This is a genomic window from Mycobacterium sp. E3305 (assembly GCF_001666785.1).
Lineage (GTDB): Bacteria > Actinomycetota > Actinomycetes > Mycobacteriales > Mycobacteriaceae > Mycobacterium.
Genome location: NZ_LZJA01000056.1, coordinates 1 through 14,670, shown reverse-complemented (window position 1 = coordinate 14,670; position 14,670 = coordinate 1). Strand labels below are relative to the sequence as shown.

The 14,670-nt window shown below is 71.1% G+C and carries 15 protein-coding genes and 1 pseudogene; 8 read left to right on the top strand and 8 right to left on the bottom strand.

The genetic code is table 11. The annotated features are described in order from the left end of the window. Positions 1-149 precede the first annotated feature (149 nt). On the bottom strand, positions 150-1,124 hold the full coding sequence (locus tag A5701_RS05790) for a carbohydrate kinase family protein (RefSeq protein ID WP_067749733.1): 975 nt from the start codon (positions 1,122-1,124) through the stop codon (positions 150-152). Between the two features lie 196 nt (positions 1,125-1,320). Here A5701_RS05790 and A5701_RS05785 point away from each other — a divergent pair, with 196 nt between their 5' ends. After that, on the top strand, positions 1,321-1,965 hold the full coding sequence (locus A5701_RS05785; RefSeq protein WP_067749731.1) for a hypothetical protein: 645 nt from the start codon (positions 1,321-1,323) through the stop codon (positions 1,963-1,965). Positions 1,966-1,980: 15 nt separating this feature from the next. Here the strand turns inward: A5701_RS05785 and A5701_RS05780 are convergent, their stop codons facing one another. Then, positions 1,981-2,337: an iron-sulfur cluster assembly accessory protein gene (locus A5701_RS05780; RefSeq protein WP_067281389.1), complete on the bottom strand. Its 357-nt coding sequence runs from the start codon at positions 2,335-2,337 to the stop codon at positions 1,981-1,983. A gap of 63 nt (positions 2,338-2,400) precedes the next feature. Beyond that, the gene (locus A5701_RS05775) at positions 2,401-3,477 is read right to left on the bottom strand and encodes a glycerate kinase (RefSeq protein ID WP_067749737.1); all 1,077 of its coding nucleotides are present in this window, start codon (positions 3,475-3,477) and stop codon (positions 2,401-2,403) included. Positions 3,478-3,668: 191 nt separating this feature from the next. On the opposite strand from A5701_RS05775, the gene A5701_RS05770 reads away from it, so the two are divergent. The 4 genes from A5701_RS05770 to A5701_RS05755 are packed head-to-tail and all read left to right on the top strand — an operon-like array spanning position 3,669 to position 6,711. Further along, on the top strand, positions 3,669-4,352 hold the full coding sequence (locus tag A5701_RS05770) for a DUF3043 domain-containing protein (RefSeq protein WP_067749729.1): 684 nt from the start codon (positions 3,669-3,671) through the stop codon (positions 4,350-4,352). 15 nt (positions 4,353-4,367) lie between these two features. Beyond that, positions 4,368-4,904 carry a bifunctional adenosylcobinamide kinase/adenosylcobinamide-phosphate guanylyltransferase gene (locus A5701_RS05765; RefSeq protein WP_067749727.1) on the top strand — a complete coding sequence of 179 codons (537 nt, stop codon included), beginning with the start codon at positions 4,368-4,370 and terminating at the stop codon, positions 4,902-4,904. After that, positions 4,901-5,956, top strand: coding sequence for a nicotinate-nucleotide--dimethylbenzimidazole phosphoribosyltransferase (gene cobT / locus A5701_RS05760; RefSeq protein ID WP_156669938.1), 1,056 nt, complete (start codon positions 4,901-4,903; stop codon positions 5,954-5,956). Before A5701_RS05765 ends, cobT begins: the two co-directional genes overlap by 4 nt. Beyond that, positions 5,953-6,711 (top strand): adenosylcobinamide-GDP ribazoletransferase, encoded by a 759-nt coding sequence (locus A5701_RS05755; protein WP_067749724.1) that lies wholly within the window; start codon positions 5,953-5,955, stop codon positions 6,709-6,711. Before cobT ends, A5701_RS05755 begins: the two co-directional genes overlap by 4 nt. Positions 6,712-6,805: 94 nt before the next feature. On the opposite strand, the gene A5701_RS05750 is transcribed toward A5701_RS05755, so the two are convergent. Together A5701_RS05750 and gcvT are read right to left on the bottom strand one after the other, a co-directional pair. Then, positions 6,806-7,912 (bottom strand): branched-chain amino acid aminotransferase, encoded by a 1,107-nt coding sequence (locus tag A5701_RS05750; protein WP_067749722.1) that lies wholly within the window; start codon positions 7,910-7,912, stop codon positions 6,806-6,808. A gap of 52 nt (positions 7,913-7,964) precedes the next feature. Next, the gene (gene gcvT / locus A5701_RS05745) at positions 7,965-9,062 is read right to left on the bottom strand and encodes a glycine cleavage system aminomethyltransferase GcvT (RefSeq protein WP_067749720.1); all 1,098 of its coding nucleotides are present in this window, start codon (positions 9,060-9,062) and stop codon (positions 7,965-7,967) included. A 41-nt stretch (positions 9,063-9,103) separates the two neighbouring features. Between gcvT and A5701_RS05740 the strand changes: the two genes are divergently transcribed. After that, positions 9,104-10,228: an adenylate/guanylate cyclase domain-containing protein gene (locus A5701_RS05740; protein WP_067749718.1), complete on the top strand. Its 1,125-nt coding sequence runs from the start codon at positions 9,104-9,106 to the stop codon at positions 10,226-10,228. Between the two features lie 5 nt (positions 10,229-10,233). Beyond that, a complete protein-coding gene (locus tag A5701_RS05735) occupies positions 10,234-11,787 on the top strand; it encodes a leucyl aminopeptidase (RefSeq protein WP_067749715.1) in 1,554 nt (517 codons plus the stop codon). Positions 11,788-11,875: 88 nt separating this feature from the next. On the opposite strand, the gene A5701_RS05730 is transcribed toward A5701_RS05735, so the two are convergent. Then, entirely contained in the window at positions 11,876-13,477 is a 1,602-nt protein-coding gene (locus A5701_RS05730; RefSeq protein WP_067749713.1) for an NAD(P)/FAD-dependent oxidoreductase, read from the bottom strand. Further along, the gene (locus A5701_RS05725; protein ID WP_067749735.1) at positions 13,474-13,923 is read right to left on the bottom strand and encodes an SRPBCC domain-containing protein; all 450 of its coding nucleotides are present in this window, start codon (positions 13,921-13,923) and stop codon (positions 13,474-13,476) included. The genes A5701_RS05730 and A5701_RS05725 overlap by 4 nt, the downstream gene beginning before the upstream one ends. Positions 13,924-14,057: 134 nt before the next feature. Between A5701_RS05725 and A5701_RS05720 the strand changes: the two genes are divergently transcribed. Then, entirely contained in the window at positions 14,058-14,402 is a 345-nt protein-coding gene (locus A5701_RS05720) for an aminopeptidase (protein WP_067749711.1), read from the top strand. Positions 14,403-14,411: 9 nt separating this feature from the next. Here the strand turns inward: A5701_RS05720 and A5701_RS05715 are convergent. Continuing rightward, positions 14,412-14,670: pseudogene (locus A5701_RS05715) on the bottom strand (short chain dehydrogenase); the annotation flags it as partial.

The window sequence follows — 14,670 nt, the reverse complement described above, 5'->3', positions numbered from 1 at the left end:
CCGCATCCCCTCCAGCTCTGAGGCCGTCGGCTTTACGAAGAGCGTGCGATGAGGGCTTCGAGCGTGCGTCCTGGGCGGAGATTTCTCGAATTTCGCGCCCTCAGCGCACGCGCGAAGCCAAGAGCGCACACTCGATTAGGCGGCCAGGTTCAGGCCAGCACCGCGGCGATCTCGTTGGCCGCGTCGTCGCCGTAGGCGCCCGCCAACCGGCTCACCGCGGTCTCGCGGTTCCAGTCCCAGTTCTGCGTTCCGGTGGATTCCAGCACCAGCACGGCGACCAGCGAACCCAGCTGCGCGGAGCGTTCCAGGCTCAGGCCGGCGCTGCGTCCGGTGAGGAAGCCCGCGCGGAACGCGTCGCCGACGCCGGTGGGGTCGGTCTGGCTGGTTTCGGGCACCACGTCGACGTGGGTCGTCGTGCCGTCGGGCTCGACGATGTCGACGCCCTTGGGTCCCAGCGTGGTCACCCGCAGCCCGACCTTGCCCTGCACGTCGGCTTCCGACCAGCCGGTCTTGTTGAGCAGCAGCTCCCACTCGTAGTCGTTGGTGAACAGGTAGGCGGCCCCGTCGACGAGCTTGTCGATCTCGTCACCGGACAGGCGGGGCAGCTGCTGGGACGGGTCGGCGGCGAAGGCCAGGCCCAGCTTGCGGCACTCCTCGGTGTGCACCACCATCGCGTCAGGGTCGTTCGCCCCGATGATCACCAGGTCCGGCTCGCCGATGGACGACACCACGTCGGCGAGCTTGATGTTGCGGGCCTCCGACATCGCGCCGGGGTAGAACGACGCGATCTGGGCCATGTCCTCGTCGGTGGTGCAGGTGAAGCGCGCGGTGTGCGCCGTCTTCGAGATGAGCACGTTGTCGCAGTTGACGTTGTGCGACTGCAGCCAGTGCCGGTAGTCGTCGAAGTCGTCGCCGGCCGCGCCGACCAGCGCCACGTCACCGCCGAGCACGCCGATGGCGTAGGCGATGTTGCCCGCCACGCCGCCGCGGTGGATCACCAGGTCGTCGACCAGAAAACTGAGCGATACCTTCTGCAGATGCTCAGCCAGCAGGTGTTCGGAAAACTTGCCGGGGAACCGCATCAAATTGTCGGTCGCAATCGAACCTGTCACCGCGATCGTCACGAATGTCTCCGCCCTTCGTTAGTAAGGTTATCTAGCTTACGCACGCGCCTGGACCGTTGCTGTGTCCACCGTCGGCGCGAAGCGGTGCGCTAGCCTCCCTAGGGAACTCGCTCAAGTCGCCGGGACACGATGCTCGGTCGGGGTATACCGCACCCAGCCCGTCGATACGTCCCGTCTACCACCGTAGGAGACCACGATGGCAGGTCCGCACTCGCCGAACCACACCGTCGGCGGCAGCGGACCCGAGCCAGCGGAGTCTCAGCCGCTCGAGTTTCCCGACGACCCCCGCGCCGGTGGCGCGGCCCCCGCCAATTATGCCGGGCAGGCACCGCCGCCGATGCCCTACCCGCAGCGGCGGTCCAAGCGGCGGTTGATCATCGGCCTGCTGTTGGCCGTGGCCCTGGTGGCGGCCCTGACCGTGGCGATCGTCTACGGCGTGCGCACCAACGGGGCCAACACCGGCGCCACGTTCTCCGAGGGCGCCGCCAAGACGGCGATCCAGGGGTATCTGGACGCCTTGGATCACCGCGACATCGAGGAGATCGAACGCAACGCGCTGTGCGGCATGTACGACGGCGTCCGCGACAAACGGTCCGACCAGGCGCTGGCCAAGTTGAGCAGCGACGCGTTCCGCAAGCAGTTCTCCGAGGTCGAGGTGACCTCGATCGACAAGATCGTCTACCTGTCGCAGTACCAGGCCCAGGCGCTGTTCACGATGAAGGCGTCGCCCGCGGCGGGGGGCCCGATGCGCGGTGAACTGCAGGGCGTCGCCCAGCTGCTGTTCCAGCGGGGCCAGATCATGGTGTGCTCGTACGTGCTGCGCACCGGCGGCTCGTACTGAGCGGGCGTTACCCGGTCAGTTGAACGAGTCGCCGCAGGCGCAGGACCCGGTGGCGTTGGGGTTGTCGATCGTGAAGCCCTGCTTCTCGATGGTGTCGACGAAGTCGATGGACGCGCCCTCCACGTACGGCGCGCTCATCCGGTCGACCGTCAACGTCACGCCGCCGAAGTCCGCGGTCAGGTCGCCGTCGAGCGTCCGGTCGTCGAAGAAGAGGTTGTAGCGCAGGCCTGCGCACCCGCCAGGCTGGACCGCGATCCGCAACGCCAGGTCGTCCCGCCCCTCCTGGTCGAGCAGGGACTTTGCCTTGGTGGCGGCGGCCTCGGTCAGGATCACGCCGTGCGTCTTGGCGTTCGACTCGTTTTGCACCGTCATTGCTTCTCCTACATGCCTCTCGTTGGCTGGGTCTTCAGGCTGGGCCCGAGAAAGTCCACTAGCTCAACGGTACCTTGCAGGACCGCTATTCCCGAGTCGCGAGGCCACGACGGATGCCAGACCCATGAGCTGATTGGCCGCGTCGGCCTGCGCCAGCCGCACCGAGCCGGCGTGCTCGGCGATGGAAAGGGCGGCCATGATGCCCGCCGACCGGACCGTGGCGTTGTCCAGTCCCACCTGGCCGGCCAGCACGATCACCGGCACTCCCCGCGGCCGGGCGGCGTCGGCGAGATAGCCCACCACCTTGCCGTGCAGCGACTGCTCGTCGAACCGGCCCTCCCCGGTGACGATCAGCTCCGCCATGTCCAGGTCGTCGGCCAGGCGGGTGTGATGGGCGATGATCGCCGCGCCCGACTCGCACCGGCCGCCCAGCGCCAGCAGCCCGGCGCCGATGCCGCCGGCCGCGGCCGCGCCCGGTTCGGAGCTCACGTCGCGGCCGGCGACCGCTTCCAGGATCAGCGCCCACGCCTGCAGGCGGACCTCCAACGCGGCGACGGTGACCGTGTCCGCGCCCTTCTGCGGGCCGAAGACCCTGGCCGCACCCCAGGGCCCGAGCAGCGGGTATTCGGTGTCGGAGGCGGCGATGAGCTCCACGTTGGCCAGCTGGCGACGGGCGGAGTCCAGGCCGCCGAGTTCGGCGATCATGCCCTGCCCGCCGTCGGTGCAGGCGCTGCCGCCCAGCCCGACCACGATGCGCGTCGCCCCGGCCCGCAGCGCCTCGGCGATCAGCTGCCCCACTCCCCTGCTGTGGGCCGCCATCGCCGTCTCCGGGGTGGGCGGACCGCCCAGTAGGGCCAGGCCGCACGCCTGCGCGCATTCCAGATAGGCGGTCGTCGTGGCGGGGTCGAACACCCACGCGGCCTCGACCATGGTGGACAGCGGACCGGACACCCGCAGCCGCCGGGCCTTGCCCAGCCGGCTGGCGAGCACCTCGACGAATCCGGGGCCGCCGTCGGACTGCGGGGCGACGATGAACCGATCGCCCGGCCGGCATCGGGTCCACCCCGTCGCAATGGCCGCGGCGGCCTCCACGGCCGTCATGCTGTCGCCGTAACAATCGGGGGCGACCAGGACGAGCATGGCCGGCAGCTGCAGACGGCCGGGAGCGAGGCCCAAAGCAGCATCATCCGAGGCCATGGTGCCGTCGTCCATCACAGGCAGCCGTTCATCACTGGTAAGAGTAGGGCCAACCGAGGCGCTGACGCAGGTCTAATAGCAAGGCATTCCAAGCCAATTCCGGGGCGGCTCATTCGCGAAGTAACCTGGCCTCTGTGAAGTTGATGGGCCGTAAGAAGGGCCAGGACGAGGACCTTGACGAGGGCGCTGCCGCGCTCGATGCCGGCGGCGCCCCCGAGACGACGTCGCGTGGCGGGCGTGGGACGAGCCCCAAGGGCCGGCCCACGCCGAAGCGCAACGAGGCGCGGCGCACCGCGCGGAAGGGTCCGGTCGCGCCCGCACCGATGACCGCGTCCGAGGCGCGGGCCCGCCGCAAATCGATGGCCGGTCCCAAGCTCAGCCGCGAAGAGCGCAGGGCCGACCGGGCCGCCAACCGCGCCAAGATGACCGATCGCCGGGAACGCATGATGGCCGGCGACGAGGCGTACCTGCTGCCGCGCGACAAGGGCCCGGTCCGGCGCTACGTGCGCGACGTGGTGGACGCCCGGCGCAACCTGCTGGGCCTGTTCATGCCGGCGACGCTGTTCTTGATGTTCGCCCTGTTCACCACCCCGCAGCTGCAGCTCTACGTCTCCCCGGCGATGCTGCTGCTGATGGCGGTGATGCTGGTCGACGGGCTGCTGCTGGGCCGCAGGGTGAGCAAGCTGGTGGACGCGAAGTTCCCGGACAACACCGAAAGCCGTTGGAAGCTGGGCCTGTACGCCGCCAGCCGGGCCTCGCAGATGCGACGGCTGCGGACCCCGCGGCCCCAAGTCAAGCGCGGCGCCGATGTCAAGTAGGCCCGCCTGAGCGCGGTGCGCACGCTGGTGCTCGGCGGGATCCGATCGGGCAAATCCCGGTGGGCCGAGGACGCCATCGCCGCGACGCTGCCGGCGGGCCGGCCGGTTTGTTATCTGGCCCCCGGCCCGGCCGGCGACGACGATGCGGGCTGGGCGGACCGCGTCGCCGAGCACCGCGGCCGCCGGCCCGGCCATTGGTCGACGGTCGAAACCGGCGACATCGCAGGCCAATTGCGCGCGGCGCCGGACACCCCGACCCTCGTCGACGACCTGGGCTCCTGGCTCACCGGCACGCTGGACCGCCACCACGGGTGGGACGGCGGGTCGGTCGCGGCGCCCATCGAAGCCATGCTCGCCGCCGTCGGCGCCTTCAACTCCACGCTGGTGCTGGTCAGCCCCGAGGTCGGGCTGACCGTCGTGCCGCCCACCGCGTCCGGGCGCCGGTTCGCCGACGAATTGGGCAGCCTCAACCAGCGCGTCGCCGAGCTCTGCGACCGGGTGGTGCTGGTGGTCGCCGGGCAGGCGGTGCCGATCAAGCCGTCGGTGACGTGATGGAGTTCGCCCCGGTGTCGCCGCCCGACGCGGGCTTCGCCGCCGCCGCCCGCGCCCGCCAGGACGAACTGACCAAGCCGCGGGGGGCGCTGGGACGCCTCGAAGACCTGTCGGTGTGGATCGCGTCGTGCCAAGGGCATTGCCCACCAAGGCAATTCGAACGCGCCCGGGTGGTGGTGTTCGCGGGTGACCACGGTGTGGCGCGGTCCGGGGTGTCGGCCTACCCGCCGGAGGTGACCGCGCAGATGGTCGCCAACTTCGAGGCCGGCGGCGCGGCCATCAATGTGCTGGCCGACCTCGCCGGCGCGACCGTGCGCGTCGCGGACCTGGCGGTTGACGGTGACGCACCGGCGGACCGGATCGGCGCCCACAAGGTGCGGCGCGGCAGCGGCGACATCGCCGTCGAGGACGCGTTGTCCGAAGCCGAGACCCTCGCCGCGATCGCCGCGGGCCGGGCCATCGCCGACGAGGAGGTCGACGCCGGGGCCGACCTGCTGATCGCCGGGGACATGGGCATCGGGAACACCACCCCGGCCGCGGTATTGGTGGCGGCGCTGACGAACGCGGAGCCGGTCGCGGTGGTGGGCTTCGGCACCGGGATCGACGACGCCGGCTGGGCGCGCAAGACGGCCGCGGTGCGCGACGCCCTGTTCCGGACGTCGCGCGTGCTGCCGGACCCGGTGGCGTTGCTGCGCTGCGGGGGCGGCGCCGACCTTGCCGCGATGGCGGGCTTCTGCGCGCAGGCCGCGGTGCGGCGCACCCCGCTGCTGCTCGACGGGATGGCGGTGACGGCCGCCGCCCTGGTGGCCGAGCGGCTGGCGCCCAACGCCCGGCTGTGGTGGCAGGCCGGCCATCGGTCCACCGAGCCCGGTCATGCGCTGGCGCTGACCGAGCTCGGCCTCGAGCCGATCCTGGACCTGCGGATGCGGTTGGGCGAGGGCAGCGGCGCGGCGCTGGCGCTGCCGGTGCTGCGCGCCGCGGTGGCGACGCTGTCGTCGATGGCCACGTTCACCCAGGCCGGCGTGTCCGATCGGGCCGCTCCCCCGCCGTGATGCGTTCGCTGGCAACGGCTTTCGCGTTCGGCACGGTCCTGCCCGTCCCCCGTTCGCGCGGTGCCGCGATGGGCCGCGGCGCCATGACGGCGCTGCCCGTGGTTGGCGCAGGCCTTGGTGCGCTCGCCGCCGCGGTGACGTGGGGCGGGGCTCACGCCTTCGGGCCGTCCTCTGCGCTCTCGGGCCTGCTCGCGGTCGCGGCGCTGCTGTTGGCGACCCGCGGCCTGCACATCGATGGTGTCGCCGACACCGCCGACGGGTTGGGCTGTTACGGGCCGCCCGAGCGCGCCCTGGCGGTGATGCGCGACGGGTCGACCGGCCCGTTCGGCGCGGCGGCCGTCGCCTTGACGGTCACGCTGCAGGGGCTGGCGTTCGCGGCGCTCGGGGCGGCGGGCAGGCCGGGGCTCACCGGCATCGCCGTGGCGGTCGCCGCCGGCCGGGTGGCCGCGGTGGTGGCCAGCCGACGGTCGGTGCCCGCGGCCGCGGGCAGCGCGCTGGGCGCGCGGGTCGCGGGCAGCCAGCCGGTGGCCGTCGCGGCCGGCTGGGTCGCCGCGCTGCTGGTCGCCGCGCTGGCGGCCGGACCGCGGGCGTGGCAGGGGCCGGTGGCGGTGCTGGCGGGCCTGGTCTGCGGCGCGGTGCTGGTGCGGCATTGCGTGCGCCGATTCGGCGGCATCACCGGCGACGTGCTGGGCGCGGCGATCGAGCTGACCACGACGGTGAGCGCCGTGGCGCTCGCCGGGCTGGTGCGGTTCTAGCGGGCGAGCGCCCGGCTCGCCGGCGAGTGTGAAGTATCTTCACGCTCGCGGCCGAACGTGAAACCAACTTCACGGCCGACGACCCGGCGAGGGCCTAGCCCAGCCGCGCCATCCAGCCGTGGGTGTCGGCGAACGTCCCGCGCTGGATCCCGGTCAGCGTGTCGCGCAGCGCCATCGTCACCTCGCCCGGCTGGCCGTCGGCGACGGTGAAGTCGGTGTCGCCGTACTTCACCTTCGAGACCGGGGTGATGACGGCGGCGGTACCGCACGCGAACACCTCGGTGATCTCGCCGGCGGCGGCCTTCTTCTGCCATTCGTCGATGTCGATCTTGCGTTCCTCGACCGAGAAACCGGCGTCAATTGCCAACTGCAGCAACGAATCCCGGGTGATCCCCGGCAACAGCGAACCGGACAGCTCCGGGGTGACCAACCGCGCCGACCCGCCGCTGCCGAACACGAAGAAGATGTTCATGCCGCCCATCTCCTCGACGAAGCGCCGTTCGACGGCGTCCAGCCACACCACCTGGTCGCACTGGTGGGCGGCGGCCTCGGCCTGCGCCAGCAGCGAGGCGGCGTAGTTGCCGCCGAACTTCGCCGCGCCGGTGCCGCCCGGGCTGGCTCGCACGTAGTCCGTCGACACCCAGACGGTGACGGGGTTGATGCCGCCCTTGAAGTAGGCGCCGGCCGGTGACGCGATCAGCAGGTACCGATACCGCTTGGATGGCCGCACGCCCAATCCGGGCTCGGTGGCGATCATGAATGGGCGCAGATACAAGGCATCTTCGCCGCCGGCCGCGGGGACCCAGGGCTTGTCGACGGCAATGAGCTGGCACAGCGAGCCCATGAACAGTTCGTCGGGCAGTTCGGGCATCGCGAGGCGCCGCGCCGACGACCGCAACCGCGCGGCGTTGGCCTCGGCGCGGAACGACACGATCGAGTCGTCCGCCCAGCGGTACGCCTTGAGCCCTTCGAAGATCTCCTGCGCGTAGTGCAGCACGATCGCCGAGGGGTCGAGTTCGATCGGGCCGTACGGGATGACCCGCGCGTCGTGCCAGCCCCGCTCGTCGTCGTAGTCGATCGACACCATGTGGTCGGTGAAGTGCTTGCCGAAACCGGGCTCGGCCAGGATGGATCCACGTTCGGCGTCGGTCGCGGGGTTGGCCGAACGCGAAACCGTGAACTCGAGGGAGCCGCTGGTCATGGGGCGATTGTATATCCGCCTGCGACCGGGCTTTTCATCTGAAGCGGCGGCACTAACGGGTCTTCGCTTCGACGAAGGGCGGCCGCACGACTTCGCACTCCGCGGCGCGCCCGCGAATGTCGACGGTGACCCGCTGGCCGTCCTCGACCTCGGCGCCGGCGTCGATGAGCGCCAGCGCGATGCCGACTTGCAGCGTCGGGGAGAAGGTTCCCGAGGTGGTGACCCCGACCGGCGCCTCGCCGGCGAGCACCGTCAGACCGGGCCGCAGCACACCGCGGCCGACCATCCGCAATCCGCGCAGCAGCCGTCGCGGCCCGGCCGCCTTCTCGGCCAGCAGCGCGTCCCGGCCGAAGAACGCGTCCTTCTTCCATCCGATCGCCCAGCCGCATCGGGCCTGCAGCGGCGAAATGTCCAGCGCCAGTTCGTGCCCGTGCAGCGGATAGCCCATCTCGGTGCGCAGCGTGTCGCGGGCGCCCAGGCCGGCGGGCTCGCCGCCGGCGGCGCCGACCGCCGCGGCCAGCGCGTCGAACACCACCGCCGCGGATTCCCAGGGCGGCAGCAGCTCGTAGCCGTGCTCCCCGGTGTATCCGGTCCGGCACACCCGCACCGGCACCCCCTCGTAGGAGGCGTCGGCGTAGCCCATGTAGTCCATGTCGGTCGGCAGCCCCAGCCCGCCGAGCACGTCCGCCGCGCGCGGGCCTTGCACCGCCAGCACCGCGTACGAGCGGTGCTCGTTGGTGATCGTCAGACCTGTCGGGGCCGCCGCCTGCAGCGCCTCGACCACCGCGGCGGTGTTGGCGGCGTTTGGCACCAGGAAGATCTCGTCGTCGCCGACGTAGTAGGCGATCAAGTCGTCGATGACACCGCCGGATTCGTTGCAGCACAAGGTGTATTGGGCCTTGCCCGGGCCGATGCGGCGCAAGTCGTTGGTGAGCGTCGAGTTGACGAATTCGGCGGCGCCCGGCCCGCGGATCAACGCCTTGCCGAGGTGGCTGACGTCGAACAGACCGACCGCGTTGCGGGTGGCGTTGTGCTCGCTGACGGTGCCGGCATACGACACGGGCATGAGCCAGCCGCTGAACTCGGCGAAACTGGCCCCCAACGCGCGGTGGCGGTCTTCCAACGGGCCATGCTGTAGGTCATCGGTCACGACGGTTCACCCTAATCGCGGGTGCTGGCACACTTGGGTGGGTGGTCGATTCCCCGGACTTCGCGGCGCTGGAGGCCGCCGGGATCGCGAACGCGCGCGAGCGGGCCGACCTGATCAAGTACCTGGACGAACTCGGCTTCACCGTCGACGAGATGGTGGAAGCCGAACAGCGTGGGCGGCTGTTCGGCCTCGCCGGTGACGTGCTGCAATGGTCGGGGCGCCCGGTCCACACGATCGCGACAGCGGCCGAACAACTCGGCCTGACGGCCGAGGAGGTCACCCACGCGTGGGGTTTGCTCGGCCTCACCGTGGCCGGCCCCGACGTTCCGGTGCTGAGCCAGGCCGACGTCGACGCGCTGGCGACCTGGGTCGGCCTGAAGACGGTGGTGGGTGAGGACGGCGCGTTCGGATTGCTGCGGGTGCTCGGCGCGGCGATGGCCCGGCTCGCGGAGGCCGAGTCCACGGCCATCCGGGCCGGGACGCCGGACATCCAGATGACCTACACCAACGACGAACTCGCCACGGCGCAGGCGTACCGCGCGGTGGCGGAGTTCGTCCCCCGGATTTCGGCGCTGATCGACGTCGTCCACCGGCATCATCTGACCGGCGCCCGAACCCACTTCGAGGGCGTCCTGCGCGACACCTCGGCAAGCGTGGTGTGCGGCATCGGTTTCGCGGACCTGTCCGGTTTCACCGTGCTCACCCGCGCGCTCACCCCCGCGCAGCTTTCGGCGTTGCTCAACGAGTTCGCCGGCACCGTCGCGGACGTGGTGCATCGCGACGGCGGCCGGGTGGTGAAGTTCATCGGCGACGAGGTGATGTGGGTGAGCGCGTCGCCCGAACGCCTCGCCAAGGCGGCGGTGGACCTGGTCAACCATCCGCGGGCGCGCGAGGAGGGCCTGCAGGTGCGCGCCGGCCTGGCCTTCGGCTCCGTCCTGGCGATCAACGGGGACTACTTCGGCAGCCCCGTCAACCTCGCGGCGCGTCTGGTCGGGGCCGCGGCCCCGTGCCAGATCCTGGCCGATTCGGCGCTGCACGAACGCCTGCCGGACTGGCCGGCGACGCCGCGGGGTCCCTTCGAGCTCAAAGGTTTTGACACCCCCACGATCGCCTTCGAGCTGCACGGTCGGGACGCCGCCGGTCTCGGCTCGGCCTCCGGCGATTAGGGTGAATGCCCGTGACCGCCGATTTGAGCTACGACAGCCCCTCCGTCAACGTCGCCACATCGCTGCCGAAACGCGGGGCGGGCTCTTCGGTGTTGATCGTGCCCGTCGTCTCGACCGGCGACGAGGACAGACCGGGGGCGACGGTGGCCCCGGGCGAATCGCTGCTGCCGGCCGAGGCGGTCACCGAAATCGAGTCCGGGCTGCGCGCACTGGACGCCACCGGCGGCAGCGAGCAGGTCCACCGCCTGGTCGTGCCGTCGCTGCCGGTGTCCAGCGTGCTGACGATCGGCCTGGGCAAGCCGCGACCCGAGTGGCCCGCCGACACCGTCCGGCGCGCGGCCGGCGTGGCGGCGCGGTCGCTGGGCACCGCCGAGGCGGTGTTCGTGACGCTGCCCGGCGACTTCAGCGCCGACGTCTGCTCGGCGGCCGTCGAGGGCCTGATCCTGGGCAGCTACCGGTTCACCGACTTCCGCAGCGGAAAGACCGCGCCGAAAGACAACGGGCTGCGCAAGATCACCGTGCTGTCCGCCTCGAAGGACGCCAAAGCGGCCAGCGCGCACGGCGCCGCCGTGGCGACCGCGAGCGCCACCGCCCGCGACTTCGTCAACACACCCCCGAGCCACCTCTTTCCCGCCGAATTCGCCCGACGCGCAAGGGCTTTGGGTGAGTCGGTCGGCCTCGAGGTGGAGGTGCTCGACGATAAGGCGCTGCAGAAGGCGGGCTACGGCGGGGTGATCGGCGTCGGCCAGGGTTCGTCGCGGCCGCCGCGGCTGGTGCGGCTGACCCACCGGGGCTCGAAGCTGGCCAAGAAGCCGAAGCAGGCGAAGAAGGTCGCGCTCGTCGGCAAGGGCATCACGTTCGACACCGGCGGCATCTCGATCAAGCCGGCGGCGTCGATGCACTACATGACCTCGGACATGGGCGGCGCGGCCGCGGTCATCGCCACGGTGGCGCTGGCCGCGCAGCTGCGGTTGCCGATCGACGTGATCGCCACCGTGCCGATGGCCGAGAACATGCCGTCGGGCACGGCGCAGCGGCCCGGTGACGTGCTGACGCAGTACGGCGGCATCACCGTCGAGGTGCAGAACACCGACGCCGAGGGCCGGCTCATCCTGGCCGACGCCATCGTGCGGGCGTGTGAGGACAACCCCGACTACCTGATCGAGACCTCCACGCTGACCGGCGCCCAGACGGTGGCGTTGGGCGCCCGGATCCCCGGGGTGATGGGCAGCGACGAGTTCCGCGACCGGGTCGCCGCCATCTCGCAGCGGGTGGGCGAGAACGCCTGGCCGATGCCGCTGCCCGACGAACTCAAAGACGACCTGAAGTCCACGGTGGCCGACCTGTCCAACATCAGCGGCCAGCGCTTCGCCGGCATGCTGGTGGCCGGGGTGTTCCTGCGCGAATTCGTCGCCGACGGCGTCGGCTGGGCGCACATCGATGTGGCCGGCCCGGCGTACAACACCAGCGGCCCGTGGGGATACACGCCCAAGGGCGGCACCGGCGTGCCGACCCGCACCATGTTCGCGGTGCTCGAGGACATCGCCGAAAAGGGCTAGCAAACGGCTAGCGCCTCAGCTGACGCGTCGAACGTCACGCCAGGGTGGCACTGGCGCTCGAACGTCACGCCAGTGTGACGTTCGACGGCTAGCGCTTACCCGTCATCACCGAGAACACGGCTCGCTGCACCGTCCGGCGCGGCCAGCCGGTCGCGCCATCCGCCGCCAGCGCGGCGTTGGCCGCGTTGCGCCCGCAGGCGCCGTGCACCGAGCCGCCCGGGGTGGCCGACGCACTGCCCAGATACAGCCCCCGCACCGGGGTTTCGGCCCGGCCCATGCCGGGCGCCGGGCGAAAGATCAGCATCTGCTGCAGTTGCGCCGTGCCACCGTTGAGCGCACCCATGTGCAGGTTGGCGTCGCTGGCCTCCAGGTCTGACGGGCGCTGAACGCACCGGTCCACGACCGCCGAACCGAAACCCGGCGCGTGTTCCTCGATCACCCGGTCCACCGCCTCGGCGAGCCGATCGGCCGACGCGTCGTCGGCCACGTTGCGCGGCAGATGCGTGTAGGCCCAGACACTTTCGGTGCCGTTCGGGGACCTGGTCGGATCGGCTGTTGTGGTCTGGCCCAGCAACATGAAGGGATGCTCGGGCACCACCCGGGTGTTCAGGTCGGCCATCCAGCGGACCAGCCCGTCACCGTCGGCGCCCAGATGGACGGTGCCCACGCCCTGCAGGTTCTTCGCCCGCCACGGAACGGACGCTCCCACGGCGTAGTTGACCTTCACCACCGGTGGGTCCCAGATGAAGTGCTCGAGGTCGCGTAACAGCTTGGGCGGCAACGCATCCGGCGGCAGCATGTCGCAGAACAATCGCGGGGCCGTCACGTCGGCGACGATAGCCCGCCGCGCCGCGACCGTGCGCCCCTCGGCCGTAATCACCCCGACCGCGCGGCCATCCCGCACCTGGATGCGGGACACGTTCTGGTTGCACTCGATTCGCGCGCCCGCGGAGCGGGCACGGTTGACCAGGGCGGCCGTCAACTGCCCCGAGCCCCCGACCGGCACCGGCCAGCCGCAGTCTTGGGCCAGCATCGTCATCAGGAATCCCATGGCGCCGCTGATCGGCGCGTCCGGCGGGACGTCGGCGTGCATTGCGTTGCCCAGCAACAACACTCGCGGCGCTTCGCCGGCGAACAGCTCACTCGCCATGGTGTTGGCGGGCTGCACCAGCAGGCGCGCCACCCGGAGCGCGTCCGACGTGCCGAGCCCGGTCAGCAGCCGCAGCAGGGGGCGCACGGGCGGGAAGGGCGCCAACATGGCGTCCAGCAGCGGCGCCTTGATCCGCTCCCACAAATGAACCAGGCGCCACCAGTTTTCGCCGTCGGCGGGCACCCGGCGGGCGAATTCCGCCGCGGTGCGCGCCGGGTCGTGATAGACCTTGGGCGGGTCGTCGTCCGCCGCGCTGCGCGGATGCGCCAGCACCACCGGGGCGTGCGACCAGCGCAGGCCGTGATCCTCCAGGCCCAGGGCGGCGATCGCCGGCGAGGCCACCGTCATCGGGTAGTACGAGCTGAACAGGTCGGTGATGTATCCCGGCGTGAGCTCGGCGCTGCGAACCGCGCCGCCGGGTTCGGGCTGGGCTTCCAGCACCAACACGTCCCAGCCCGCGTCGGCGAGCATCGAGGCGGCGACCAGGCCGTGGTGTCCCGCCCCGATGACGACGGCGTCGGCGGTGTCCCGCACGCTCATTGCACCTGGCTGGGCACCTTGCGCTCCGCCAGGGCCCCCAGCCGCCAGAGGCACTCCTTGTTGCGCGGATAGGCCGCGGCCAACGCGACCGAATCGGGGACGGCCCCCATCGGGCCTTCGACGGGCACCTCGATCATCTCCACCCGGCAGCCCTGCGGTGTCTCGTGCAGCAGCATCGTGATCCGCGCGGCGCCCAGCGGCCCCAGGCGGGCGCACAGCACCAGCTTGTGCGGCGGCTCGCTCTCCTCCACCACGGTCGCGTCGTTGATCACCAACGGCCAAATCCCGATCGAGTGCCTGATCGAGGACCCGGGCTCCGGCCAATTCGGATCGACGGCCCGCATGCGGCTGTTGCCCACCACCCACTGGGTGTAGGTCCACCCTTGGGCCAGCACTTCCCACACCCGCTCGCAAGGCGCGGCCACGTCCCGCGTCGCAATCAGCACCTGGTTCCCCCTCTCGGTCACCGCGGCGGAATACCCACCAACGGGCCGCTGAATCCGGCGGATGCGGGGTTTACCGGCCCTGTCCAGCGGCTAATCTCCCGGGGTCGAAAACCTGTACGAAGGAAGGCGAGATCGTGACAGTGCGACGGTTGATCCTGGCCGTGGGCGCCGTGCTGCTGCTGGCCGGCGTGATCGGGCTGTTGGCGCCGGTGTCGATTTCCGACGGCAACGGCCATTCGATCGGGTGCGGAAACGCGGTCGCCACGGACCTGTCCGCGGCCAGAAGCGCCAACAACAACAGCGTGGCGAACATCCCGATCCTCAATCAGGTCGTCCCGCACACCGACTATGTGGCGCAGTGCCAGTCGTCGGTGGGCAGTCGGCGCACGTGGTCGATCCCGCTGGCGGTCGTCGGGCTGCTCGCGATCGGCGGCGCGCTGTTGACGGGCCGCCAGGGCGCGGCGCGAGCGGGAACCTGAGCCCCCGGGTCAGATCACGCGCAGGCGCGCCGCGTTCCGCAGCCCTTGCGGCGCTAGGCGCGAAAGACCATACAGCGCATAGGCTTCCGGCGCGACCGGGCGGATCGGCTTCTTCTTCTGGACCGACGACAGGATCGCGTTTGCGACCTTCTCGGGTCCGTAGTGCCGCAGGGCGAACATCTTGCCGAGCTGGCCCCGCCGACCGTCGACCTGTTCGCCCTTTCCGGCGGGCGCGTCGAAGCGGGTGGTGTTGATGATGTTGGTGTCG